Origin of the sequence: Zoogloea sp. (assembly GCF_041908905.1) — a bacterium.
In the GTDB taxonomy this organism is placed as follows: Bacteria; Pseudomonadota; Gammaproteobacteria; order Burkholderiales; family Rhodocyclaceae; genus Zoogloea.
Genome location: NZ_JAYREK010000050.1, coordinates 1 through 25,673 on the forward strand (window position 1 = coordinate 1; position 25,673 = coordinate 25,673).

At 65.7% G+C, this 25,673-nt stretch carries 18 protein-coding genes and 1 tRNA gene; 11 read left to right on the forward strand and 8 right to left on the reverse strand.

Annotated elements, in window-relative coordinates; all coding sequences use genetic code 11:
* The first annotated feature begins 102 nt into the window (after positions 1–102).
* Complete coding sequence (locus ACE3OU_RS17505; protein ID WP_374242837.1) at positions 103–1,200, forward strand: DUF1329 domain-containing protein; 1,098 nt, start codon at positions 103–105, stop codon at positions 1,198–1,200.
* Between the two features lie 28 nt (positions 1,201–1,228).
* Positions 1,229–2,872, forward strand: a complete 1,644-nt coding sequence (locus tag ACE3OU_RS17510; RefSeq protein WP_374242838.1) for a DUF1302 domain-containing protein — start codon at positions 1,229–1,231, stop codon at positions 2,870–2,872.
* 177 nt (positions 2,873–3,049) lie between these two features.
* Here the strand turns inward: ACE3OU_RS17510 and ACE3OU_RS17515 are convergent, their stop codons facing one another.
* The 6 genes from ACE3OU_RS17515 to ACE3OU_RS17540 all read right to left on the reverse strand — a co-directional run bounded on the left by ACE3OU_RS17515 (position 3,050) and on the right by ACE3OU_RS17540 (position 13,822).
* Positions 3,050–4,819 carry a restriction endonuclease subunit S gene (locus ACE3OU_RS17515; protein ID WP_374242839.1) on the reverse strand — a complete coding sequence of 590 codons (1,770 nt, stop codon included), beginning with the start codon at positions 4,817–4,819 and terminating at the stop codon, positions 3,050–3,052.
* Positions 4,819–5,883 carry a YhcG family protein gene (locus ACE3OU_RS17520; protein ID WP_374242840.1) on the reverse strand — a complete coding sequence of 355 codons (1,065 nt, stop codon included), beginning with the start codon at positions 5,881–5,883 and terminating at the stop codon, positions 4,819–4,821. Before ACE3OU_RS17520 ends, ACE3OU_RS17515 begins: the two co-directional genes overlap by 1 nt.
* Positions 5,880–7,661, reverse strand: a complete 1,782-nt coding sequence (locus tag ACE3OU_RS17525; protein WP_374242841.1) for an N-6 DNA methylase — start codon at positions 7,659–7,661, stop codon at positions 5,880–5,882. Before ACE3OU_RS17525 ends, ACE3OU_RS17520 begins: the two co-directional genes overlap by 4 nt.
* A gap of 35 nt (positions 7,662–7,696) precedes the next feature.
* Positions 7,697–10,126, reverse strand: a complete 2,430-nt coding sequence (gene hsdR, locus ACE3OU_RS17530) for an EcoAI/FtnUII family type I restriction enzme subunit R (protein ID WP_374242842.1) — start codon at positions 10,124–10,126, stop codon at positions 7,697–7,699.
* A 304-nt stretch (positions 10,127–10,430) separates the two neighbouring features.
* The gene (locus ACE3OU_RS17535; RefSeq protein ID WP_374242843.1) at positions 10,431–12,806 is read right to left on the reverse strand and encodes an RND family transporter; all 2,376 of its coding nucleotides are present in this window, start codon (positions 12,804–12,806) and stop codon (positions 10,431–10,433) included.
* Entirely contained in the window at positions 12,806–13,822 is a 1,017-nt protein-coding gene (locus ACE3OU_RS17540; protein ID WP_374242844.1) for a WD40/YVTN/BNR-like repeat-containing protein, read from the reverse strand. The genes ACE3OU_RS17535 and ACE3OU_RS17540 overlap by 1 nt, the downstream gene beginning before the upstream one ends.
* Positions 13,823–14,071: 249 nt before the next feature.
* Between ACE3OU_RS17540 and ACE3OU_RS17545 the strand changes: the two genes are divergently transcribed.
* From ACE3OU_RS17545 to ACE3OU_RS17565, 5 genes are all read left to right on the forward strand, one after another.
* The gene (locus tag ACE3OU_RS17545) at positions 14,072–15,295 is read left to right on the forward strand and encodes an acyl-CoA dehydrogenase family protein (RefSeq protein ID WP_374242845.1); all 1,224 of its coding nucleotides are present in this window, start codon (positions 14,072–14,074) and stop codon (positions 15,293–15,295) included.
* Positions 15,296–15,331: 36 nt separating this feature from the next.
* Positions 15,332–16,372, forward strand: coding sequence for a 2Fe-2S iron-sulfur cluster-binding protein (locus ACE3OU_RS17550; RefSeq protein WP_374242846.1), 1,041 nt, complete (start codon positions 15,332–15,334; stop codon positions 16,370–16,372).
* Between the two features lie 190 nt (positions 16,373–16,562).
* Positions 16,563–17,312 carry an electron transfer flavoprotein subunit beta/FixA family protein gene (locus ACE3OU_RS17555; RefSeq protein WP_374242847.1) on the forward strand — a complete coding sequence of 250 codons (750 nt, stop codon included), beginning with the start codon at positions 16,563–16,565 and terminating at the stop codon, positions 17,310–17,312.
* Positions 17,313–17,323: 11 nt separating this feature from the next.
* Entirely contained in the window at positions 17,324–18,259 is a 936-nt protein-coding gene (locus ACE3OU_RS17560) for an electron transfer flavoprotein subunit alpha/FixB family protein (RefSeq protein WP_374242848.1), read from the forward strand.
* 78 nt (positions 18,260–18,337) lie between these two features.
* Entirely contained in the window at positions 18,338–19,483 is a 1,146-nt protein-coding gene (locus ACE3OU_RS17565; RefSeq protein WP_374242849.1) for a helix-turn-helix transcriptional regulator, read from the forward strand.
* Positions 19,484–19,541: 58 nt separating this feature from the next.
* Here the strand turns inward: ACE3OU_RS17565 and ACE3OU_RS17570 are convergent, their stop codons facing one another.
* The gene (locus tag ACE3OU_RS17570; protein WP_374242850.1) at positions 19,542–20,429 is read right to left on the reverse strand and encodes a cache domain-containing protein; all 888 of its coding nucleotides are present in this window, start codon (positions 20,427–20,429) and stop codon (positions 19,542–19,544) included.
* Positions 20,430–20,597: 168 nt separating this feature from the next.
* On the opposite strand from ACE3OU_RS17570, the gene ACE3OU_RS17575 reads away from it, so the two are divergent.
* Both ACE3OU_RS17575 and ACE3OU_RS17580 read left to right on the forward strand, forming a co-directional pair.
* On the forward strand, positions 20,598–21,365 hold the full coding sequence (locus tag ACE3OU_RS17575) for an SDR family oxidoreductase (RefSeq protein WP_374242851.1): 768 nt from the start codon (positions 20,598–20,600) through the stop codon (positions 21,363–21,365).
* Between the two features lie 222 nt (positions 21,366–21,587).
* Positions 21,588–23,234, forward strand: a complete 1,647-nt coding sequence (locus ACE3OU_RS17580) for an electron transfer flavoprotein-ubiquinone oxidoreductase (RefSeq protein WP_374242852.1) — start codon at positions 21,588–21,590, stop codon at positions 23,232–23,234.
* Positions 23,235–23,415: 181 nt separating this feature from the next.
* Here the strand turns inward: ACE3OU_RS17580 and ACE3OU_RS17585 are convergent.
* Positions 23,416–23,499, reverse strand: a tRNA-Ser gene (locus ACE3OU_RS17585).
* A 102-nt stretch (positions 23,500–23,601) separates the two neighbouring features.
* On the opposite strand from ACE3OU_RS17585, the gene ACE3OU_RS17590 reads away from it, so the two are divergent.
* Together ACE3OU_RS17590 and ACE3OU_RS17595 are read left to right on the forward strand one after the other, a co-directional pair.
* A complete protein-coding gene (locus ACE3OU_RS17590; protein ID WP_374242853.1) occupies positions 23,602–24,738 on the forward strand; it encodes a tyrosine-type recombinase/integrase in 1,137 nt (378 codons plus the stop codon).
* A 163-nt stretch (positions 24,739–24,901) separates the two neighbouring features.
* The coding region (locus ACE3OU_RS17595) for a hypothetical protein (protein ID WP_374242854.1) at positions 24,902–25,673 on the forward strand (772 nt) is incomplete at its 3' end.

A 25,673-nucleotide genomic window follows, 5' to 3' on the forward strand; every position in this document is an offset into this window, starting at 1 on the left:
TCCGGCGGCAACAACCGCGCTACCGCTCTGTCTTTGAAGTCTTGTCCGTATCGCGCCAAGTCGTTCTCTCATCATCGCCCCCGAATTCAGGATTCTATCGAGGTGGCAACTATTCTGACGCGGGGGGACGGCCAGAAGGCGCTGCTCGCCCGCTTCCCCAACACTTACAAGATCCCGGTCTATCAGGGCCGTCGCGAATTCCGCTACCCCGACAAGATCTGCGATCTGGCCAAGAAGAACGCCCGCGAGGCCGAACTCATCGACAACGGCTTCGGCTTCACCGGGGTGATGGGCGCCATCCCCTTCCCGATCCCCAAGAGCGCGATGGAAGTGCTGGCCAACCACAACTTCCCGTACCGGGCCTTCACCGAAGAGAACCGCGCCCGCGATATCGCGGATGTGAATTCCAAGGGTGTCATCACCTGGGGACGCCAGTTCAACAAGAGCTTGAGCGTGGTCACCTCGCCGGACAACCTGGGCAAGCCGATGGAAGGCACCATGGCCTACGCCATGACCGGCACCCTGCTGCCCGAGCGTGACAAGGGCAGCATGACCACTTCGGTCGAGCCGGTGAACTTTGCCAAGGGCAAGCGCCTGGCCTGGAACTACGACCCCGGCACCCGCCGCGTCCGCCAGCTGCCGCAGTATGGCTACGACACCCCGCTGGCCGGCTCCGGCGGCAAGCTCACCATCGACCAGGACCGCCTGATGAACGGCGCGCCGGATCGCTACGAGTGGTCGCTGCAGGGCAAGCGCGAGATGTACATCCCCGCCAACGCCTACAAGGTGCATGAGAAGGGCAGCAAGTACGCCGACCTCCTCAAGCCCGGCCACCCCAACCCCGACATGCAGCGCTACGAGCTGCGCCGCGTGTGGGTGCTCGAAGGCAAGCTCAAGGACGGCTACCGCCACCCCTTCGGCAAGCGCGTGATGTTCATCGATGAGGACACCTGGCACGCCGTGGCCGGCGACTACTACGACACCCGCGGCCAGCTCTGGCAGCACGCGGTGATCAACTACTACTACGCCTTCGACATGAACGCGTGGCACGCCGGCACCAGCTTCTACCACGACCTCAACTCCGGCAGCTACGTGGCCTACAACCTGTTCCAGGAGCGGGACATCGGCCCGATCCTCAACAAGGGCGACATGAACCCGGACCAGTTCACGCCGGCAGCCCTGCGCTCCGCCGGCAACTGACCCCGCGCCTCTCAGGGAGACAAGCAGAATGAAAATGCACATCGCGCTGCGCCCTCTGGCGCTGGCCCTGCTGGGCGCCGGACTCGCCACGCCGGCCTTTGCCGGCGAGTCGATCGAGCTCGACAACGGCTACAAGGTCGACTGGCGGGTCAACTCCACCTACACCCTCTCCACCCGGATGGAAGACCGTGACGCCAAGATCGCGGCGTATTCCGGCGGCAACGACGGCACCAACAACTTCGACAAGGGCAGCCTCACCGCCAACCGCCTCAGCCTGTTGCTCGACACCAGCATCACCAACGGGGTGAACGGCCTGGTGCTGTCGGCGTCCACCTTCTACGACGACGTCTATCACCGCCTCAATGACAACAACACGGGGGCGGTGAACAAGCCGGGGCCGGTCGACGAATTCACCCGCGACGCCCGCCGCTACCACGGCGGCTACACCCGCCTGCTGGACGCCTACGTGTTCAACACCTTCGACCTGGGCGAAGGCCGCCGTGCCAACGTGCGCCTTGGCCGCCACGTGGTGTCGTGGGGCGAGGCCCTGTTCTTCCCCAGCATCTCCCTGGCCCAGGGCCCCGCCGACGGCACCAAGACCGGCATCGTCGGCACCGAAACCAAGGACCAGCTGCTGCCGGAAGACCAGATCTCCACCCAGATCGAGATGTCGCCCCGCTGGTCGCTGCTCGGCCACCTGCAGTTCGGCTTCCACACCACCCTCGCCCCGGCGCCCGGCTCGTATCTGAGCAGCGCGGATTCCACCGGGCCGGGCGGCACCTGCCTGCAGCCCTACCGCACGGTGGGCGGCCGCTCGGTGTGTTCCTACGGCCTGCGCGGCAACGACATCGACCCGGGCAACACCCCCCAGTGGGGCGTCGGCACCCGCTACCGCCTGACCGAAGAGACCGAAGTCGGCCTTTACTACCTCAACTACCACGACCGCTCGCCGCTGCCGGTGATCAACGCCTTCAACGCCACCTCCGGCGCGCTGGGCGGCGGGTCGTACAACGTCCGCTACTTCGACAACATCAAGCTGATCGGCGCCACCTTCAGCACCTCGGTGGGGGCCGCCTCCATTGCCGGCGAACTGTCGTACAAGCAGGGCGCGCCGGTGCTGGTGAAGACCCTGGTCAACCCCCGCGCCCCGCAGGCCGCCAGCAGCTACCTGCCCACGCCGACCCGCGCCGACGTGATCCAGGCCAACCTCAACACCATCTGGAACCTGGAACGCACCGCCATCGCCGACCAGACCACCCTGACCGCCGAAGTCGCCTACGTGACGATCGGCGGCATCGAGGCCGCCAACGCTCCCGCCGCCGCGAGCACCGCGATCTTCCCCAAGACCAAGGAGCTGTTCTTCGGCGCCAACTACGGCCTGGCCGCCTCCGGCACCCTCAGCCTCGGCTACCCGGGCATCTTCGAGGGCTGGGATCTCAGCGTGCCGATCAGCCTCTCCCGTCAGCTCAAGGGTCGCACGATCACCGGCGGCGTCGGCGGCGAAGGGGACATGCGCGCCAGCATCGGTGCCAACTTCACCTACCAGCGCAACCTCCAGGTCGGCCTGACCTACATGGGTTACTTCGGCAAGGCGGAAGTGGCCAACATGCGCGAGTTCCGCCCGCTGACCGACCGCGACCAACTGTCGCTGGTGATGAAGTATTCGTTCTGAGCTTGATTCCGGCGGGCGGGTGTCGGCAGGCCTCCCTGCCTGCGTTACCGCCCGTTGAGAATCGAAGGCCTGACACGGGGATTGAAAGTGCCTGGCCGACGCAAATACGCCCGGTTGTCCGGGCGTATTTGCGTTGACGGGGCAGGGCTGGTTCCCGGTGGCGGGTTGCCGGCCTTATTAGAGGTTTTTCATAAGAACTTGCCGGTGCCGTTCTGGCCGATCTGTGCTGTTTGCGGGGCTTTCACAGGGGTCCTGTTCTTGTTCGATGGTGATGCCGGTGAGGGCGGCGACAGTGGTTTGGGCAAGCTGCGCCGACAGCGCTTGTTTCCGCTCCAACTGATGGCGCCATGCGGTGCAGTGCTCAGTCAGTTCCGCGAGTGCAGAAAGAATGCGTTGTTGTTCGTTCAGGGGCGGGATTGGGAGGGGGAAGCTGCGGAGCTGCGTCATGTTTATTGACGCGAGGTTCGTCGTTTGCTTGGATGCTCTTGCAAAGTAGTCTCGCCCAGCCCCCGAATTGAAGACCAACTCAACCCATTGCTTCAGCAGATACTCGCTGGGCACACGCGCCTTGAAGACGTGATTCTGGTGAAGGCAGTTCTCGACCTCACCACGCCAGATCGCGGTCCGCCCCACCTTGTCCCAGTCTCCCCCTTCGGTGATCAGCAGATCGCCCTCCTGAACCCGGTACTTTGCCAGCTCATCGGCGGCAATTTCGATCGACTTCAGCGCATCGAGCTTAAAGTACCCACGCTGAACATTCGCGACCGCCAAGTAGGGGCAGACCACCACTTGTTTGCCGCGAAGATCACGCCCTTTGGTGACCCCGCCGATGACAACAGCCACCTCATCGAAGGCGGTCACCGCCCAATGAGCCGGATAGCTCGTTTCGCATTCAGCCGTACCGACCAATTTTTGCCGGCGCATGATGCCTGCGTCGATGTATTGCGCCCGAAGCCGCGCGCAATCTGCTTTGACTTGGTCCAGGTCAGGAGTCGTTGAGGAGGCATTCGCGAGCAAACCGCGGACGGCTAGGTTCTTCAATTCGGCGAGAACATCATCTACATCCTCCGGTTCGCTGAACAGGAGCTCGAAGCTGGCTTGCAGGCGTTGCCAGCTGTCTTGCAGTTCGTGCGGGCTTTGAGCGCTGGTGAGGGCTTGCAGCGTGGACTGGCGCAGGGTGTTTTGCAGTTTGCGGCGATCTTGCTGCTGCGCCTCCAACTGGTCGCACAAGGCCATCAGCTCATCGACTTTGGCGACGATGCGGGATTGTTCTTCGGTGGGAGGTAACGCAATAGGCAACGCTAACAGCTGATCCTGCCTGATGCCGGCGACTGTCGTACCCGTGCCTTTTACCTCACGAGTCTTGTAAAGAATCAGGAAGAAATCCAAGCTGACCTGCTCAGGCAACTCCAGGGCTTTGAGATCCTGATTGATTGCCATGGCAACTCGGTTAATGGCTACTTTGCCGAGTCCCATTCGCGTGCAAACAATGATGCGACCGGGTGGAATTAGATTTGAGGAACTGTTCTTGAGCCCATCCTCGGTAATGTGTTGCTCTGTACCGTCCAGATACTTGAAGTCCTTAAGGTCTTTAACGCTTGCCCAAGGAATATCACCATTCCAATATGCGGAGTGACTTTTCGACGGTGTTCCGCCTCCGGTAATCGTCAAGGCAATGTCGCCAAGGCGGCAAACACTCCAATGCGATGGAGCCCTTACTGCAGCGCGAGATACAGGTGCTTGGCTAGGAACGACCTTCTTCTTTTCCGGATGATCCCGCTTTTGCAGCGCAATCTCTTCCAACAATGGTGAAGCATCTACGGGACTTTCCGTCCTGACGAGGTCACCTGACACGGCCAAGTGCAAGATGAGCTCCCGCAACCGCGCCACGCCCCCCGGCGCATTGGCGATATGCCCGAATTCCGCCAGAAACTGCTGCGCATCCATCACGCCTCCTCCCCGCCGCGGTTTTCCAGTCGGGCGCGCGACAGCGCAATGGCTTCATGCAGCTTGGCTTGCAGCACTTCCCGGGGTGGCAGCACGGTCAGGTATTCGGCGACGTGGATGCCGCTGGCGTCCAGCTCCAGCAGCTCGATCTGTTCGCGCTTCTTGCCGCTGCACAGGATGATGCCCAAGGGCGGGGCCTCGCCCAGCTCTTGCTCGTGTTTGGCCAGCCAGCGCAGGTAGAGCTCCATCTGGCCCTTGTATTCGGCCTTGAAGTCGCCCAGTTTCAGGTCGATGGCCACCAGGCGCTTGAGCCGCCGGTTGTAGAACAGCAGGTCGATGTAGAAGTCGTCGTGGTCGATCTGGATGCGCTTTTGCCGTGCCACGAAGGAAAAGCCCGCGCCCAGCTCCAGCAGGAAGTGCTCAAGCTCGCGCAGGATGGCGTCTTCCAGATCTTTTTCCAGGTAGCGGTCCTGCAAGCCGAGGAAGTCCAGCACGTAGGGGTCTTTGAGCACGAGCCCGGGGTGCAGCTCGCCGTTTTGTCTCAGGCTGGCCAGTTCCTGGGCGAGGAGCGCGTCGGGCTGTCTGGAAAGCGCGGTGCGCTCGAAGAGCTGGGAGTCGAGCCGCTCTTGCAGGGTGCGGGTGCTCCAGCCTTCCTGCTGGCACATCTGCAGGTAGAAGTCGCGCTTGAGCGGATCGCCGATGTAGATCAGCGTCCTGAAGTGGGTCCAGCTCAATTGTCTCCGCGCTGCGGAGACAATCTGCACATCGGGAAAGACTTCGGCAAAGCGCAGCATGTGGCGCAGGTTTTTCTCGGACAAGCCGCGGCCGTAGTCCTTTTCGAGCTGCTTCGACAGGGTGGCGACGATCTGCTCGCCATAGCCGGCGCGGGCGTCCTTGAGCACTTCGCTGCGGATGCGCTGGCCGATGTGCCAGTACAGTGTAGTCAGGGCGCTGTTTACGGCGCTGGCGAGTTGCTGGCGGCTTTGCTCGATCAGTTGGCGGATGTCGCCCAGCAGGTGGCCGGGGGCCTGGGTGGGCTGAGGCTTGGCAGGCGGCTGCTTCATTGCTCGGCTTCTTCTGTCGTGAAGTGGTGCGCCAGGGCGGCGGCGAGTTCGCTCTTCAGGCGGTTCTCGGTTTCTTCGATCTGGCCGAGCAGGGTTTTGTATTTGTCCAGCAGCACGTCGGGGTCGTGGGTTTCTTCTTCCGGCGCGTTGGGGTTTTTCAGGTCGAGATTGTAGATCGGCCAGTACAGGCGGTCGCCAGCGGCCTGGGCGTCGCGGGCTTGCAGGCGCAGGCTGTCGGCCTGGGTGCGCAGGGTGTCGATCTCGTCTTCCACCGGCTGGCGCTGCTTGGCGTTGCTTACGCCCTTGATGGAGTCGCGCAGGTCGCGCACGCGGTTTTCCAGCGTGCTGGCTTGGTTGCCCAGCTGCTCGGCGCGATCCCAATGCGGCTGCGCGGCGGCTTCGGCCTGCTCGCGCCTGGTCTTGAAGTCGACCTTCCAGGCGAACTCGTTCTCCACGCGGTCGGCAAAGTCGTTGGCTTCGCTGCCCCACCAGTCCTGCTCGGGCTTGAACTCCTCGAAGCGGATGGGCTTGGTCTTGCTGTAGCTCTTGTAGCCCGGCGGGTAGGGGTGCTCGTAGTACCAGATGGTGTCGGTGTGGAAGTGCTCGCTGCCGTCATCCACCGTTGCGCCCTTGGTGAAGAACAGCAGGTTGGTCTTGATGGTGGTGTAGGGGGCGAAGACGCCTTTGGGCAGGCGCACGATGGTGTGCAGCTTGCAGTCGCGCAGCAGCAGCTTCTTGAGTGTGGCCTTGATGCCATCGCCAAACAGGAAGCCATCGGGCAGCACCACAGCGGCGCGGCCGTTCTCTTTGAGCAGCTTCTTGACGATGAGGGCCATGAACATGTCGGCCGTCTCGCGGGTGCGCAGGTCTGCCGGGTAGTCGCTGCCCACGCCGTCATCTTCGTAGCCGCCGAAGGGCGGGTTGGTGATGACGCAGTCCACCTTGTCGTGGGTGCTCCAGTCGTTCCAGCCGATGCCCAATGTGTTCTTGTGCTCGATCTGGCTGGGCACATCGATGCCGTGCAGCAGCATGTTGGTGGTGCACAAGAGGTGCGGCAGCTGCTTTTTCTCGATGCCGCGGATCAGCGTTTCGATGGCGGCCTTGTCGGCGGCGCTGGATTTTGTGGAGACCTGGTTGCGGAAGTGGTCGATGGCTGCGGTCAGAAAACCGCCGGTGCCGCAGGCCGGGTCCATTACGGTTTCGCGCCGGGCCAGGCTGGGGTTCACGCGGTCGGCCATGAACTGGGTGATGGCGCGCGGAGTGTAGAACTCGCCCGCATTGCCGGCGCCGCGTAGGTCGTTGAGCAACTGTTCGTACACGTCGCCCAGGCTGGCGCGGGTCTTGAAATCGTGGAAGTTGATGGCTTCTTCGAGTTTCTCGATCACGGCCAGCAGCTGGGTGCCGGACTTCATGTAGTTGTTGCCGTCTTCAAAGACGCTGCGGATTACCTTGTGCTGCGGGCTGGCGTTGGCGTCCAGTTCCTTGAGGGTGGGGAACAGCCGGTTGTTGACGAAGCCGATGATCTCGCTGGCGGGGGTCTGCGGGGCTTTCTTGCCCGCTTCGTCGGCCACGTAGGCGGCCCAGTTGCGCCAGCGCATGTCGTCCGGCAGCGGTGAGGCGTACTTGGGGTTGTCGTCTTCCCACTCTTCTTCCCGCTGGTCGAAGACCTTGAGGAAGAGCATCCAGGTGAGCTGGCCGAGGCGCTGGGCGTCGCCGTCGACGCCGTCGTCCTTGCGCATGATGTCCTGGATGGATTTGATGGTGCTGCTGAGGTTCATTGCGTTGTTCTCGTGTTGCATTGCCCGATGCGGGATCAGGCTTGTTTCTGCGCGTCCTGGTCATACAGCGCTTTTTCGAGCGCCTGCACGGCCCGGGTGTATTGCTCGATGCCGCCAAAGATGCCGCGCCGGATCTGGGTCTTGCTGCCGAACTGGTCAAAGGGCGGCAGCTCCAGCACCTTGGCGTCTTCGATGTCTTGCACGCCGTGGTCGGCGAATTTTTCGAGGAGTGCTTCTAACACAGCACGGGCCTGTTCGCCGAACTGACCGAACACATCGCGCTTCTTGACGTTGTTGGCCCGCTCGCGGCGCGTCAGCGGCTTCTGGTTGAAGGCGACGTGGGCAACCAGGTCGAAGGCGTCGAGCTCGCCACCGCCCGGCACGGCCTGTTGCAGAATATCCAGAGGCACTCCGTGGTCGGTCAGCTCATCCAGCACCGCTTGCTTGCGCTCCGCGCTGGTCCAGCGGCGCAGGAACTCGGAAAGGCTGCCGAACTCGGCTTGCAGTACTTTCTTGATGTCGTCCTGGAGCAGGACGCGGTAGTCCTCGGTGATGAGTTTGCCGTCGGTGTCGAGGTATTGGGAAATCTCGACCGCGACGCGCACAGGCACGTCATCGATCACGTATTTGATGCGCCCTTCACCGCTACTGGTATTTCCTCCGGGGGGCGTATCCTCGCCGCCTGGCGGGTGTGGGTCATAGGGAGGGGGAGCGGGCTCGCCGATACTCGGAGGATCGGTGGGTTCGGGCGGCACCACGGGATCATCGGGGCTGGGTTCGTAGATCACCACTGGCTCACCGTCGAAATCCGGGTCGGCGAACAGCCGGGTGGCGCCCTTGAAGTCCATGATGGTGAAGTAGAGCTTCTGGTAATCCTCGCGTAGCCGCGTGCCACGACCGATGATCTGCTTGAACTCGGTCATCGAGTTGATGTTCTGGTCCAGCACGATGAGCTTGCAGGTCTTGGCGTCCACCCCGGTGGTGAGCAGCTTGGAGGTGGTGGCGATAACCGGGTAGGGCTCGTCGTTGTCGATGAAGTAGGAGAGCTGGGCCTTGCCTTCGTTGTCGTCGCCGGTGATGCGCATCACGTAGCGGCGGTTACGGGCGGCGGCGGGGATGAGTTTCACCAGTTCCTGTCGCATGCGCTCGGCGTGGTCCTGGTCGTCGCAGAAGACGATGGTCTTGGCCATCCGGTCGGTGGCCTTGAGGTATTCCCAGACTTTGCTCGCGACAAGCTGGGTGCGTTTCTCCAGTACCAGGTTGCGGTCGAAATCCTTGGTGTTGTACTGGCGCTGCTCGACCACCCGCCCGTGTTTGTCGAGCTTGCCCTTCTCGGGGGTGTAGCCCACGGCGTCCACGTCCGTGGCAATCCGAATGACCTTGTAGGGTGCGAGAAAGCCGTCTTCGATGCCCTGCCTGAGAGAGTAGGTGTAAATCGGGTCGCCGAAGTAGGTGATGTTGCTCACCTCCTTGGTTTCCTTCGGCGTGGCGGTCAGGCCCAGATGGGTGGCGCTGCTGAAGTAGTCGAGCACCTCTCGCCACGCGGAATCATCGGCGGCGCTGCCGCGGTGGCATTCGTCGATCACTACCAGATCGAAGAAACCGGCAGGGAACTGGCGGTAGATCTGCTTCCATTCCTCCCTGCCCGTCACCGCCTGGTAGAGCGCAAGGTAGATTTCGTAGTTCTTTTTAACTTCGCGGTTGTTGACCTTGTGCATCACTTCACCGAAGGGGGCGAAGTCCTGCTGCATGGTCTGGTCAACCAAGATGTTGCGGTCGGCCAGGAACAGAATGCGTTTCTTGGCCTTGGCCTTCCATAGCCGCCAGATGATCTGGAACGCGGTGTAGGTTTTGCCGGTGCCGGTGGCCATGACCAGCAGCACGCGCTGCTGCCCCTTGGCGATGGCTTCGATGGCGCGATTGATGGCAACACGCTGGTAGTAGCGCGGCTCCTTGCCGCTGCCGTCGGTATGGAACGGTTGCTCGACAAGTTTGACGGCAGCTGGCTCGGCGAGGCCCTTCCACTGCTGGTACAGCAGCCACAACTCGTCCAGCGACGGGAATTCAGCGAGGGAGAGCTCTCGCTCGGTGGGCTGAGTCAGGCCGGTGCGGTCGTGAAGCAGAAAGCCTTCGCCATTGCTGCTGATGGCGAAGGGGGCGTCGAGCATCTCGGCATAGGCCAGAGCCTGCTGCATGCCGTGGCCAACAGAAAACTTCGCCTGTTTGGCTTCGACCACGGCGATCGGGACATTGGGGCGGGCATAGAGCACAAAGTCGGCGCGCTTGGGGCCACCTTTGGCTTCGGGGTTCTTGATGCGGGCAGCGAGCTTGCCGCGCACCATGACGCGGCCATCGGTGAGGCTCACCTCTTCGCGGAACTGGTGCTGTTGCCAGCCCGCTTGCTGGATGGCTGGTGTGATGAACTTGGTGCAGATGTCGCGCTCACTGAGCTGGCATTTGTCCATTCACCCTCCCAAAAAGATGGTGTAAGCCGCCGAATTACGCATGGGAACTGCCATTGCTTGCCTTGTCGTTGTCGGCAGTCTAACAGCATGGCATTTTGCCGACCATTCACCTTCCCTGCGCCAACCCACTGAGCTTTGGTGGCAACTGCAATTTGTCACCTTGTTCGTCAATTTGCCGTGCCTTACCGCACCAATCGACGTCCCCTCTGAATGAAAAAGCGGCCAACCAAGGTTGGCCGCTTCAACAGCGGATCAATCAGGGCAGCCCCCCGGCGCTGGACCGATGCGCCAGGGCCGTCACAGATCAGGAGTGCGCCAGCTTGGCCTCCCGCACCTTCTCCTCGCTCCCCACGCCCAGCCACACGGCCAGCGCCGGCAGCAGGAAGATCGCGCCGAGCACATTCACCAGGAACATGAAGGCCAGCAGGATGCCCATGTCGGCCTGGAACTTGAGGGCCGAGAAGGCCCAGGTGCCGACGCCGATCGACATGGTCACGGCGGTGAATACCGCAGCGGTGCCGCGCTGGCGCATGGCTTCGTAGAAGGCTTCGCGGAGCGGCAGGCCGGCGTGGGTCATTTCGTGCTGGAGCCGCTCGTAGATGTAGATGCCGTAGTCGACCCCCACGCCCACGCCGAGGGCGATCACCGGCAGGGTGGCCACCTTGAGGCCGATGCCCAGCAATGCCATCAGGGCGTTGCACATGATGGTGACGATGATCAGCGGCACGATCACGCACAGCACGGCGCGCCAGGACCGGAACGTGATCCAGCACAGCAGGGTGATGGCGCCGAAGATGGAGGCGAGCATCTGGATCTCGGCGTGCTCGACGGCCTCGTTGGTGGCGGCGGCGACGCCGGCGTTGCCACCGCCGAGGCGGAAGCGCACGCCGGGGGCGTGCTCGGCGTCGATGAAGTGCTGGACCTCCTTGACCACGTGGGCGAGGGTGGGGCCCTGGTGGTCCTTGAGGTAGACCAGCAGGTTGATGGTCTTGCAGCCATAGGTGTTGAGGCCGAGGTCCGGATTGGCGGCGCGGCCGCCGGTGCGCAGGGCCGCCTCGGAGCGCTGCAGGGCCGCCCAACGGGGGTTGGCCTCGTTGTTGCCGGCCACGTACAGCTTGGCCAGGCCGGCGACGGTGGCCACCGACTGCACGCCCACCACGCCGCGCATGTGCAGGTCGAAGCGCTCCACGGCGTTCATCACCTCCCAGTTCAGGCAGGCTTCGGTGTGCCCTTCGGTTTCCACATACACCGACAGCACGTCCATGCCGATGGAGTAGTCGCCGACGATGCGGGCGTTGTCCTGGTTGTAGCGGGATTCGGCGCGCAGTTCGGGCACGCCGGAGCCCACGTCGCCGGTCTGCAGCTGGCGGGACTGCCAGGTTGCGCCGGCGAGGATGAGCAGGGTGGCCAGGATGCTCAGCATGGCCGGCCCGGGGCGCGACAGGGCCGACAGCGCCCACCACAGGGCGTGGCGCTGGCCGGCCTCGGCGCTGCGCCCGAGGGCCGCGCGCTCCAGGTGCAGGTGCGACAGGATGATCGGCATGAACATCTTGTTGGTCATGATCATCATCGCCACGCCCAGGCAGGCGGTGATGCCCAGCTCGCGGACGATGGGGATGTCGATCAGCATGATCACCAGGAAGCCCAGCGCGTTGGCCAGCAGGGCCATGGTGCCGGGGATGGCGAGCTTGCGGAAGGCGCCTTCGGCGGCGTCCAGCGAGGTCTGCCCGTCGAGCACGTCCTGCTTCCAGGCGTTGGTCATCTGCACGGCGTGGGAGACGCCGATCGAGAAGATCAGGAAGGGCACCAGCACCGACATGGGGTCGATGCCGTAGCCGATCAGCGGCAGGACGCCGAGCAGCCACACCACCGGCAGCAGGGCCACGGTGATGGCCAGCAGGGTCAGCTTGATCGAGCGGGAGTAAAGCCAGAGCAGGGTGGTGGTGATCCCGAAGGCGATCACGAAGAACAGCAGCACCGTGGTGAGGCCCTCCATCACGTCGCCCATCACCTTGGCGAAGCCGACGATGTGGATGTCGATCTGCTCGTTGGCGTGGGCGGCGCGGATCGCCTCCAGCTTCTCCGCCACCGAGGCGTAGTCCAGCTTCTCGCCGCTCTGCGGGTTGATCTCCAGCAGGTCGGCCTGGACCAGCGCGGACTTGAGGTCGTTGGCCACCAGCCGCCCGATCTGCCCGGACTTGGCCACGTTGCCGCGCACCAGGGCCAGGCTCTCCGGGTCGGCGTTGAACTGGGCGGGGATCACCACGTCGCCGTTGAAGCCTTCCTCGGTGACCTCGATGAAGCGCACGTTGGGCGTGAACAGCGAGCGCACCTCGCCGCGGTTGACCCCGGGAATGAAGAAGACCTCGTCGGTGACCTGCTGCAGGGCCTTCATGAAGGTCGGGTTGTAGATGTCGCCCTCGCCCTTCCAGCGCACGCTCACCATCACCCGGTTGGCCCCCGAGAAGGTGCTGCCGTACTGCAGGAAGGCCTGCATGTAGGGGTGGGACATGGGGATCAGCTTGTTGAAGCCGGGGTCGAGCCGGGTGTTGAGGGCCGAATAGCCGAGGCCCAGCGTGAGCAGCAGGAAGAGCGCGCCGAGCGGCCGCCGCCAGGCGATCAGCATGCGCGCCAGGAAGGCCACCAGCGCGTCGGTACGGGTCATGGCGTGATGGGTCATCAGGAGGCTCCGGTGGTGGTGTGCGGGGTGCCGCGGCCCTGGGTGGCGTCGGCGCTGCGGGTCGTCGGCTTGTAGCGCTGCAGGCCGCTGTCGCTGGTGAGCAGCAGGCTGCCGTCGGCCTGCCGGTGGATGCCGGTGAGGCTGGCGCGGCCTTCCTTGCGGATCACCTGGAAGCTGTGGCCGTCGTCCTGGCTGGCCAGCACCACGCCGCCCTGGCCGGCCAGCAGCAGGCGGCCGTCGTCGGTCAGCTCGTGGGCGTAGGTGGACACCGGCGCCTGCACGCGGGCGGCCTGCCAGCTGCGCCCGCCGTCCTGGCTGAAGTGCACGTTGCCGCGCATGCCATAGGCCACCCAGGTGCCCGAGGCGAGCTGCACGGCGCCATAGATGGAGCCCTTGTAGAAGGGCGGGACGACGCTCCAGCTGACGCCGCCGTCCTCGGAGCGGAGCACGGTGCCGGCCTCGCCGGTGATCAGCCACTGTCGGCCGTCGGCCGAGCCGTTGATGCTGTTGAGGTGCCAGTCGGAGAGGCCGGGGATCGTGTGGGGCTGCCAGCTCTTGCCGTCATCCACCGAGCGCAGCACCCGGCCGAAGGCGCCCACGGCCAGCCACTCGCCGGAGGGCAGGCGGGCGGCGCTCATCAGGGGTTCGCCGTTGGATTGCTCGAAGGCGCTCTCTTCCCAGCTCAGCCCGCCGTCGGTGCTGCGCAGGATCCATCCCTCGTGGCCCAGGGCCAGCCCGGTGCCGTTGGCGGCGAAGGTGGTGCGGGTGATCGGCGCCTGGCGGGCGTGGGCCTGCCGGGCGGTCTGCCAGCTCGCGCCGTCGTCGCGGGAAACCAGGATCTGCCCCAGCTCCCCGGCGGCGACCAGGCCGGCGCTGGTGCGGACGATGCTGTTGAGCTGCATCTTGTCCACCGGGATGCGGGTCTGCTCGAACTGCGGCATGCTGCGGGGCGAAAAGGCGTAGAGGCCGGCTGCCGCCACGATGGCGGTCACGGCCACGCCGACGCGTGTGCGCATGGGTGTCTCCTTTTGAACGGCGGGCGCGCGGCCCAATGGCTTGGCTGCTTGAATGTCCAGCCATTATTGGCAGCCGGTTTTCCGGGGCATCGTCCAAAAGGGTTACAGGCGGCGGACGGGGCCGTCCGCGCGTTTCCGTTAGTCCGTTCAGACGATGAATCCGGACGTCCCGCTGTGGAACTCTCTTCCCATCGAAGTGTTTGACTTGCCGGGGTATTTCCGCCGCCGGCGCACAGGAGGAGGAAGACCATGGATGCGGTAAAGAAAGAGCTGTTGATGGATGCGTTCGCCGACGACTACATGACGCCGGAGGCGATCGAGCTGGTGGCCCGCGCCCGCGCCCTGGCGCCGAAGCTGGCCGAGCGCGCCCGGGAGGCCGAGCGCCAGGGCATGGTGCCGGTCGAGACCGTCAAGGAGATGCAGGAGGCCGGCCTGTTCCGCGTGCTGCAGCCCAAGCGCTGGGGCGGCTACGAGCTGGACCCGCGGGTCTTCTACCGGGTGCAGATGGCGCTGGCCGAGGGCTGCATGTCCACCGCCTGGATCTACGGCGTGATCGGCGTGCACAACTGGCAGCTTCCCCTCTTCCCCGACCAGGCCCAGCAGGATGTGTGGGGCCAGAACTCCGCCACCCTGATCGCCTCCACCTACATGCCGGTGGGCAAGGCCGAGAAGGTCGAGGGCGGCTACCGCTTCTCCGGCCGCTGGGCTTTCTCGAGCGGGGTCGAGCACTGCGAATGGATCTTCCTGGGCGGCCTGCTGCCCAAGCGCGACGGCAGCGAGGGCTTCGAGCACACCACCTTCCTGCTGCCCAAGTCCGACTACCGCGTCGAGCACAACTGGGACGTGCTGGGCCTGCGCGCCACCGGCAGCCACGACATCGTGGTGGAGGACGCCTTCGTGCCGGAACACCGCACCCAGCGCACCAACGACCACTCCGACGCAGGCTGCCCCGGCCGTGCGGGCAACCCGGGCTGGCTGTACCGCATCCCCTTCACCCAGGTCTTCCAGCGGGCCGTGTCGTCGGCCTGCCTGGGGGCCCTCGACGGTGCCATCGCCGAGTTCCGCCGCCGTGCCGCGGCGCACGTGGGCAAGCATGGCGCCAAGACCGCCGAGGACGTGAATGCCCAGCAGTCGGTGAGCGAGGCGATGATGACCAGCGACCAGCTCAAGCTGGTGTTGTTCCGCAACTACGCGCGCATCGTCGAGTGCGCCCGCAGCGACGAACGGATGCCGGTGGAGGAGCGCCTGATGCAGCGCGCCCAGGCCGCCCAGGTGCCCAAGCAGTGCGCGGCGGCGCTCAGCGAGCTGATGCGGGCCTGCGCGGCCTCCGGCACCTACAAGAGCAATCCGATCGAGCGGATCTTCCGCGACATCCATCAGGCCCGGGGGCACATCGCCAACAACACCGACACCTACGCGCGCATCCACGGCGCGGTGATGCTCGGCCTCAGCAATCCGGACCCCTTCGTCTGACCGGCCGTGCCGGAACCGCGCCCGACGGTGTCGCCCATGACTGCCAACCGCTACCATCGCCTCACGGTCCAGGCCGTGACCGACGAGACCCCCGATGCCCGTTCGATCACCCTTGCCGTGCCGGAGGGCCTCGCGGACAGCTTCCGCTACCGGCCGGGCCAGTTCCTGACCCTCCGTCTGGCGGTGGGCGGGCGCCATCTGCCCCGCTGTTACTCGATGTCGAGTACGCCGGGGCTGGATGACGCCCTGCGGGTCACGGTCAAAAGGGTGGCCGGCGGGCGCGGCTCCAACTGGCTGTGCAGCCACCTGCGCCCCGGCGACAGCCTGGAGGTGATGGCGCCGGCGGGCCTGTTCACCCCCGCCGGGCTGGAGGGCGACTTCGTGCTGGCGGCGGGCGGGAGCGGGATCACGCCGGTGTTCTCGATCCTGCGGGCCGCGCTGGCCCGGGGCAGCGGGCGCATCCGCCTGCTCTACGCCAACCGGGACGAACGCTCGGTGATCTTCCGGGATGCCCTCCAGGCGCTGGCGGCGGAGCACCCGTCCCGGCTGCAGGTGATCCACTGGCTGGACTCGGTGCAGGGCACGCCGTCGGTGGAGCAGCTGGCGGCGTTCGGCCACGGCTTCGAGGCCGCCCAGGCCTTCATCTGCGGCCCGGCGCCTTTCATGGACGCGATGGCCACGGCCCTCGCCGGGGCCGGGCTCGACCCGGAGCGGATCCATGTGGAGCGCTTCGTCTCCCTGCCCGACGAGGAGGCGGCCCCGCTGGCGGTGGCCGCCGACGCCCCGCCGCCGCAGGTGGACGCGGCCGAGGTGAGCCTGCTGCTCGACGGCAGCGAGCACCACTTCAGCTGCGGTGGCAGCGAGACCCTGCTGGACGCCGCCGAGCGCCACGGCATCGCGGTGCCCCACTCGTGCCGGGTCGGCATGTGCGCGTCGTGCATGTGCCAGGTGGAGGAGGGGGAGGTGGTCCTGCGCCACAACGACGCGCTGGATGCCCGCGACCTAGCCCGGCGGTGGACCCTGTCCTGCCAGGCGACTCCCGCCACGGCCCGGCTGCGGGTCAAGTTTCCGGGCTGAGCCGGCCCCTTCACTACCTTTCCCGGGTTCAAGGGCGCAGACCGTCACCACGGCCTGCGCCCTTTCTCCTTTGTGGCGGCCGGGGCGTTGGTAGTCCCATCGGACGATGGCGCGGCCGGGGCGGCTCCGTATCCTCGGATCACATTTCCGAGGCTCACCACGCGCCCGCCCCAACGAGAGGAGAACACACGTGAAAGTACTGGTCCCGGTCAAACGGGTTGTGGATTACAACGTCAAGGTCCGCGTCCGCAGCGACAACAGCGGCGTCGACCTGAACGGCGTGAAGATGGCGATCAACCCCTTCGACGAGATCGCCGTCGAGGAGGCCGTGCGGCTGCGCGAAAGCCAGCAGGCGACCGAGGTGGTGGTCGTCAGCTGCGGCGGCCCGACGAGCCAGGAAACCCTGCGCACCGCGCTGGCGATGGGGGCCGACCGGGCGATCCTGGTCGAGTCCGACGCCGAGCTGCAGCCCCTGGCCGTCGCCAAGCTGCTGAAGGCCGTGGTGGATCGGGAGCAGCCCAGCCTGGTGATCTGCGGCAAGCAGGCCATCGACGACGACGCCAACCAGACCGGCCAGATGCTGGCGGCCCTGATGGGCGTCGGTCAGGCCACCTTCGCCTCGAAGCTGGTGGTGGATGGTGCCGCGATCCAGGTCACCCGCGAGGTGGACGGCGGGCTGGAGACGCTGGCCCTGGGCCTGCCGGCGGTCATCACCGCCGACCTGCGCCTCAACGAGCCGCGCTACGCGACCCTGCCCAACATCATGAAGGCCAAGAAGAAGCCCCTCGAGGTGCTCGCCGCCGCCGGCCTGGGCGTCGACGTGACGCCGCGCCTGCGCCATGGGCGCCACGAGGAGCCGGCGCCCCGCAAGGGCGGCGTCAAGGTGGCCGATGTGGCCGAGCTGGTAAGCAAGCTGAAGAACGAAGCCAAGGTGATCTGAGGGACATGCACATGAAGACGCTGGTAATTGCCGAACACGACAACAGCCGGCTGGCGGGCGTCACCCGCCACGCCGTGACCGCCGCCGCCCAGCTGGGGGGCGAGGTGGAACTGCTCGTCGCGGGGGATGGCTGCGGGGCGGTCGCCGGCGAGGCGGCCAAGGTGGCCGGCGTGAGCCGCGTGATCCAGGTGGAAGCCGCTTTCTACCGGGATCAGCTGGCCGAGAATCTAGCCGCGCTGGTGGTTTCTCTGGTACAACTAAAGTTATACGGAAACGTGCTCGTCGGCAGCTCGGCGTGGGGGCGCAACGTGACCCCCCGGATCGCCGCCCTGCTCGATGTGGCGCAGGTTTCGGACGTGGTGAAGATCAGCCGGCGCGGGAGCTATCAGCGCCCGATCTACGCCGGCAACGTGCTCGTCGGCGTCGAGTCCGACGACCCGGTGCAGGTGCTCACGGTGCGCCCGACGGCCTTCGACAGCGCCGGCGAAGGCGGCCCGGCACCGATAGAGAGCGCCGCGGCCGGGGCGGACCTCGGCCTGAGCCAGGTGCTGCGCCGGGAGATCAGCCGTTCGGAGCGGCCCGAGCTGGGCGCCGCGAAGATCGTGGTGTCCGGTGGCCGCGGCCTCGGCAGTGGCGACAACTACCAGCAGGTGCTCACCCCGCTGGCCGATCGGCTGGGGGCCGCCCTGGGGGCGTCCCGGGCCGCGGTGGATGCGGGCTACGTGCCCAACGACTACCAGGTGGGCCAGACCGGCAAGATCGTTGCGCCGGGGCTGTACGTGGCGGTGGGGATCTCCGGGGCCATCCAGCATCTGGCCGGCATGAAGGACTCCGGCGTGATCGTCGCCATCAACAAGGATCCAGACGCGCCGATCTTTCAGGTCGCCGACTATGGCTTGGTCGCCGACCTCTTCGAGGCCGTGCCGGCCTTGACCGGTTCCCTGTGAACGCCCGGCGTGCCCTGCGGGGCATGCCGGTGTGGGCAAGGAACGACAGACAACTATAAAAGGGGAGGGGTACGCAGCGTGGTCAGCATCAATCTCGAGATGGACGTGTACGACCGTATCGTCAGCGCCCTCTACGAAGCGGCCCTGGACAGCCGGCGCTGGGGCGTTGCCCTGGAGCATTTCCGGACGCTCTTCAAGGCCAATTACGTGACCCTGATCCTCAAGGTCCCGGATCTGACGGACACTGGGCTGATGATCTCGGTCGGGGAACTGCCGGGCGGCATCGGCGGCAAGGTCGTGTATCACACCTATCAGCACACGGCCACGCCCTTCGTGAATCAGCCGGCGGACAAGGTGTTCGTGGTCGACGACCTGATGAGCGAGGCCGAGTGGCGCAAGGCACCGTATTACATCCACTGGTGCAAGCCCTACGACGTCTTCCACGTGATGGGGGCGGACATCTCGACCCCCGAATCCGGCAAGCTGCGCTTCCGGATCACCCGCCCCGAAAGCCTCCCGGCGTTCTCGCCGGAGGAGCGGCGGCTCTGCGAGGCGCTGCTGCCGCACCTGCGCCGCGCCCTCCACATGCACAACCTGCTCGACCGCAGCGAATCGCTGGGCATGCTCTACTCGAAGGCGATCGGCCGGCTGTCGGTGGCGACCATCGTGCTCGACGAGACGGGCAAGGTGCTGGACCAGAACCTCATCGCCCAGGAGATCCTCGACAGCGGCGACGGCCTCAAGCTGGTGGGGGGGCGTCTCGAGGCCACCTACCCGAGTGACAACCGCGTCCTGCAGCAGCTCATCCGCAACGCCTTTGCCCACCATCCGGGTGACCGGGTGATCCCCTCCGAGGCCATGTCGATCTCGCGGCCGTCCGGGCAGGTGAGCCTCGGCGTGGTGATCGAGCAGGTGCCGTCGAGCGAATGGGCCGAGGGCAAGGGCAAGCCGTCGGTGGTGATCTACCTGCGCGACGCGGCCAGCAAGTCCCTGGCCAGCACCGCGGTGGCCAAGCAGCTGTTCAACCTGACCCCGGCCGAAACGGCGCTGGCGATGGAACTGACCAACGGCCTGTCGCTGGAAGAAGCGGCCGAGGCCCTCAACATCCGCCGCAACACGGCCCGCGCCCACCTGCGCTCGATCTTCTCCAAGACCGGCGTGCGCCGCCAGACCGAGCTGGTGCGCATCATGCTCAACAGCGTGGCGGCCCTCAGCCACCGCTGAGGCCCGCTCGCCGCCATGCACGGCGCCCGCACCCCAGCGGGAGGCGGGCGCCGGGGTTTCAGTTGAGGGGGCCGGCGTAGGCGCCCACCGCAATCACCTGCTGACCCACACGCACGAACCAGGTCTGCTTGCGTTCCATCTTCTGGGTGAGGGGGTTGCGCCAGGCGTACTCCACCCGGCCTTCGTCGCTGGCGCGGGCGGCCTTGATCAGGTCGCGGATGAAGGGCTTGCCGTTGGCGTCGATCAGCTCGCCGGCCGGGCGGTTGATCAGCCGCGGCATCCCGCCATGGGCGCGGATCACCTGGGTGTCCATGTCGAGCACGAAGACGTAGAGGTCGTCCCGCACGAAGTTGCCGTTGAGGTCGTTGAAGCGCGCCAGGGCGCGATCGCCGTGCTGCTTGAACTCATGCACCGCGGCCCACAGCAGGGAGCGGGCCTGCTCGGCCGTCGAGCGGGAGGTGTAATAGCCCACCACCAGGATGTTGTCGTTCACCACCCGGTAGCTGGCCGTCTTGCGCTCGATCTGCCCCGAGCCGGTGTTGAGCCAGTGGTACTCCACCAGCCCGGTGCGGCGTGCCCGGGCGCCGTCGAGGATCTCCCGGAAGAACGGCTTGCCGCGGGCGTCCGGCATGTCCCGCACGTTGCGGCCGATCAGGGTGACGGAGCTGCCGCCGCTGGCCAGGAAGTTACCCGCGAGGTCGAGCACATAGACGTACAGCGGGCCGTCCCGGAACTCGCCGCTGCGGCTGAAGGCCGCGTGGGCGCGCTGGCCGTTGTCCCGGTAGAAGGCTTCGGCCCTGTCGAGGAGGGCCTCGGCACGGGCGCTGTCGGGGTTGGCCGCCGCCGCGGCGGCGGGCGCGGGCGGTTCGGCTGCGAGGGCGAGGGGCACCGGGCCAGCGCTGGTCAAGAGCCCGGCGGCCAGGAGCAGGGGACGAAGGCGGATCATCTGGAGGGACTCCCGGGGGTGAGTGGAGGGACCATCTGGAGCCTGGAATTGTAAGGGCGGGCCCCCCGGAGCCTTCTAGTCCGGGCGGACGATGCCCGGGCCGCGAGCGCCTCCACATACTGCAGGATCACGCGCACAGGCGCGCCTTTCATTTCAAGGAGACATTTCATGCCCACCACTGTCGTCACCGGCTCGGCCTCGGGGATCGGCGCCGCGGTCTGCCGCCAGCTGCAGGCCGCCGGCCATCGTGTCATCGGCATCGACCGGGCCCAGGCCGACATCGTCGCCGACCTTTCCAGCGCCAGCGGGCGGCAGGCGGCGGTGAACGCGGCCATCGAGGCCTGTGGCGGCGTCCTCGACGGCCTGGTGTGCTGCGCCGGCGTGGGCGTCACCGCGCCCTCCAGCGGCCTGATCGTGGCGGTCAACCACTTCGGCATGAGCGCCCTGGTGGACGGCCTGGCGGAATGCCTGCAGAAAGGCCATCAGCCCGCCGTGCTGCTGGTGGGGTCGGTGGCTGCCGTCCAGCCCGGCGTGGAGCAGATCCCGCTGGTGGAGACCCTGCTCTCCGGCGACGAGGCCCGCGCGGTGGCCGAGGCCGACACACTGGCCCAGCCGGCCGCCGCCTACGCCGCCTCCAAGTTTGCGATCACCGCCTACGCGCGCCGCAAGGCCGTGGAGTGGGGCAAGCTCGGCATCCGCCTCAACGTGCTGGCCCCGGGCGCGGTGGAAACCCCGCTGCACAAGGCCTCCCTCGACGACCCGCGCTACGGCCAGGCGGTCAAGAACTTCGTGGCCCCCATCGGCCGCGCCGGCCAGCCGGACGAGATCGCCCAGGTGGTGGCCTTCCTCCAGTCGCCCCAGGCCAGCTTCGTGCATGGGGCGGTGATGTTCGTCGATGGCGGCATGGACGCGATGATCCGCCCGAAACGCTTCTGACCCGGGTGCTGCCCGACGTCCCGCGACAACCGGCCCCAGGCCGGTTTTTTCATGGCGGCGACCGGTGGACGGGGACTAGTTCAAGCAGGGGATGAGGCCGGCGCGGGCCGCTCGCACAATGGGCCTTCCGGAGCCTGGCCGGCCCGGCGGAGAGGGAAGGGCCCGTTCGGCCACCCGCCGCGTCGCCGGCCTCCGGTTTCATTTCCTTGAACGAGAACAGTCATGAGCAGCGAACGAGAGTCGATGGAATTTGACGTGCTGATCGTCGGCGCAGGCCCCGCCGGGCTTGCCGCGGCGATCCGGCTCAAGCAGCAGGCGGCCGCCGCCGGGAGCGAGATCTCCGTCTGCGTGATCGAGAAGGGCGCCGAAGTGGGGGCCCACATCCTGTCGGGCGCGGTGATGGACCCGCGGGCCCTCGAAGAACTCCTGCCCGACTGGAAGGCCCTGGGCGCGCCGCTGGACACCCCCGTCCGGGAAGACAAGGTGCTCCTGCTCCAGGAGAGCGGCAGCCGCCAGATTCCCCATGCCCTGCTGCCGGATTGCCTGACCAACGATGGCAACTACATCGTGCGTCTCGGCAACGTGGTGCGCTGGCTCGGCGAGCAGGCCGAGGCCCTGGGGGTCGAGATCTACCCGGGCTTTGCCGGTGCCGAGGTGCTGTACGACGAGGCCGGCGCCGTGATGGGCGTGGCCACCGGGGACGTCGGCCTGACCCGCGAAGGGGTGCCCGGCCCGGCCCATCAGCCGGGCATGGCGCTGCACGCCGCCTACACCCTGTTTGCCGAAGGCTGCCGCGGGCACCTGGGCAAGCAGCTCGAAGCCCGCCATGGGCTGCGCGCCAACAGCGACCCGCAAACCTACGGCATCGGCATCAAGGAGCTGTGGGAAGTGCCCTCGGCGGCCCACCAGCCCGGGTTGGTCGTCCATACCACCGGCTGGCCGTTGCGCGCCGACACCTACGGCGGCGGCTTTGTGTACCACCTGGAGGGTGGCCTGGTTGCCGTGGGGCATGTGGTGGGCCTGGACTACGCCAACCCCTATCTGTCGCCCTTCGAGGAGTTTCAGCGCTTCAAGACCCACCCGGCCATCCGGGCCTACCTCGACGGCGGCAAGCGCCTCGCCTACGGCGCCCGCGCCATCGCCGCCGGCGGCCTGCAGAGCCTGCCGGAGCTGATCTTCCCGGGGGGAGCCCTGATCGGCGACGACGCCGGCTTTCTCAACGCGGCGCGCATCAAGGGCAGCCACGGCGCCATCAAGTCCGGCATGCTGGCCGCCGACGCCATTGCCGACGCGCTCGCCCAGGGCCGCCGCGACCGCCTGGAAGCCTACCCCGCGGCCTTCCGCGCCTCGTGGCTGCACGCCGAGCTCCACTCCACCCGCAATTTCAAGCCCTACATGAAGAAGGGGCGCTGGCTCGGCTCGCTGCTCTTCGGGCTGGACCAGAAGCTGCTGCGCGGCAAGGCCCCCTGGACCCTGCGCAACACCGCCGACCACGACAAGCTCCGCCCCGCCGGGCAGAGCGAGCGGATCGACTATCCCAAGCCGGACGGCAGGCTGACCTTCGACCGGCTCTCGTCGGTCTTCCTGTCGAACACCAATCACGAGGAAGACCAGCCCTGCCACCTGCGCATCGGCGACCCCGGCGTGCCGATCCGCATCAACCTCGCACGCTTCGACGCCCCGGAAACCCGCTATTGCCCGGCCGGCGTGTACGAAATCGTGAACGACGGCGAAACCGCCGAACCGCGCCTCCAGATCAACAGCCAGAACTGCATCCACTGCAAGACCTGCGACATCAAGGACCCCACCCAGAACATCACCTGGGTCGCCCCCCAGGGCGGCGAAGGGCCGATCTATCAGGGGATGTAGCGGGGGCTTCTGAGGGCGCGCGGGGGCGGTGCGGCCGGATCGTCGATGATCCGGTCGCGGCCGGCTCGACTCGCCATCCGGGGCCTCCGCGCACCGCGCGGGCGGCCTGTCGCAGCGCTGGCACGGCGTGGGCACAAAACAAAATGAGCTAGATCCTCAAGATCTAACCCATTGATTTGTTTGGCGCGCCCGAGACGATTCGAACGTCCGACCCCTGCCTTCGGAGGGCCGGAAATATCGATCTTAAGCGTTCTGATACGGTCGCAGGATTGATCTAACAGATTGATTTATATTGTTTATGTGTCCTAGTTGAGTCTTGTTTGTTCGTGTTAGAATTTCCGTACAGTTTCCGTACGGACAAGCCGCCATGTCAAACGAGATCGATAGCAAGACGAAGCGCGACAAGCTCGCGCCCCGCCGCGAACCCTACTGGGCGCCCCTGCAAAAGGGCGCAGCCGTAGGCTTCCGCAAGCTCGAGAACGGCACAGGTACATGGATTGCCCGATGGAGGGACGACGAGGGCAAGCAGAAGTACCGAGCCCTCGGCGAGTTCGACAAGTTCGACGACGCCGCCAAGGCAGCCCGTGCATGGGTGGAAAGCTGCGAGCAGGGCGCCAAGACGGGAGTAACCACCGTCAAGGAGGTGTGCGAGGACTACGTCAAGGCCCTGCGAGCCGAGGGGCGGCACGCCACCGCCAAGGACGCAGAGGGGCGTTTCACGCGCCTTGTGTATGGTGAGCCCCTCGCCCGCCTGCCAATCGACAAGCTACGCGCTACAAGCGTCAGCAAGTGGCTGAACGAGCAGATCGAGGACGACGAAGAGGCCGACGAAGAGGACGTGCGCCGCTCGAAGGACAGCGCCAACCGCAACCTTGCGACCCTCAAGGCTGCATTGAATCGGGCGCTGCAGCATCGGATCGTGGCCACCGATGCAGGGTGGGCCACCGTGCAGAAATTCCCCAAGGTAGGCGCCCGCAGGAAGGATGCTTTCCTGAGCATGGAGCAGCGCAAAGCCCTGCTTGCCGCCTGCCCCGAAGACCTTGCCCTATTCGTCAAGGCCGCGCTCTTGACCGGCGCGCGCCCCGGAGAGCTCGCAACCCTCAACGCGGGTGACTTCGACAAGCAGCTAGGCGCCCTGACCCTGACTGGCAAAACTGGCCGGCGTACCGTTGCAATCTCTTCGGCAGCCGTCGCGTTCTTCATCGAAGCTGGCAAGGACAAGCTACCAGCCGCCCCCATGCTCGCCACGGCCTACGGCCAGCGATGGAACAAGGACAGCTGGAAGAAGATTTTCAAGGACGCCGTTGCGGCTGCAAAGCTCCCTGACGCCGTCGTGATGTACGCGCTTCGCCATACCGCCATCAGCGAAATGATCCTTGCAGGTATGGATAGCTTCATCGTTGCGAAGCTCGCCGGCACGTCGGTTGCCATGATTGAAGCCAATTACGGCCATCTCCGACACGATGTCGTCACAGCCAAACTAGATCGCGTGGCGATGCTCTGATTTTTATTTTTTCGGGGGCATGGCCACCCCCGGAAAAGATCTTCACAACCTACACCACCGTCAAACCGCGCCAGCACTGGCGTTCCGGGGTGTAGGTGCGCGTCTGCAGTGAATGTCTTTTCGCCCATTTTCCACCGCCCGACACCCAAGAGGAGCCTACAGCATGACCACGCCCAGCCCAAAACTAGACGACACTTACCCGCCCGAGATCCTCGCATATCCGCCCCTGCAGTCAATCCAACCCGAAGCACTCAGCGAACACGAGAAACGAGCCGTTGAAATTCTTTGTGACGACGACGTGAGAAGGGTCGCAAAGCGCGTCATCGCTGATCTACTAGCCGATAACAAACACTGGCAGGGAGAGGACAACTCAGCCCGCCTTGATGGGTTCTTGCGTTTCATCGAGGAGGCCGCAGCACTGCCCGACCGACAGCCCCCGGGGTCGCACTTGTGCGGGCCTGAGGAGGTGCCCGCATTCTCGACAGACAGCGTGCTACGCGAAGAGATAAGCGAAGCGCAAAGCACATCGTTGAGGCTCAAGGGGCTGCTACGTCGCATTGCAACCACCATCGACGCCGAATTGCCCGTCAAAGAGTCGCGCCGACTGATGGACAGCCTTGACGCATTGCACAGCGCCTGTGCAGCCACCGCCCACAAGCACGCATCAAACAAGCAATTCGACGGGGTGCCAGACTTCCCATTGCCCGGAGGAACTGCCGGAAAAAACGCTTGGCGCAACTGGTTACTGCAAGAGCTCAATTTGCTGGCGGGCCTTTGCCTGCGTGCGCCTCATGTTGCCCATGCTCGCGCAGGGCAATCGCACCGTCACGTCATGAATCCGAGCACTTCCGCCCGAAACTCGTCAGACGCCGAAGCCATCAGTCTTTTGTTCTTTATTCCCACCTTGCTGGTGGTGTTGAGGCGCAACAGATTCA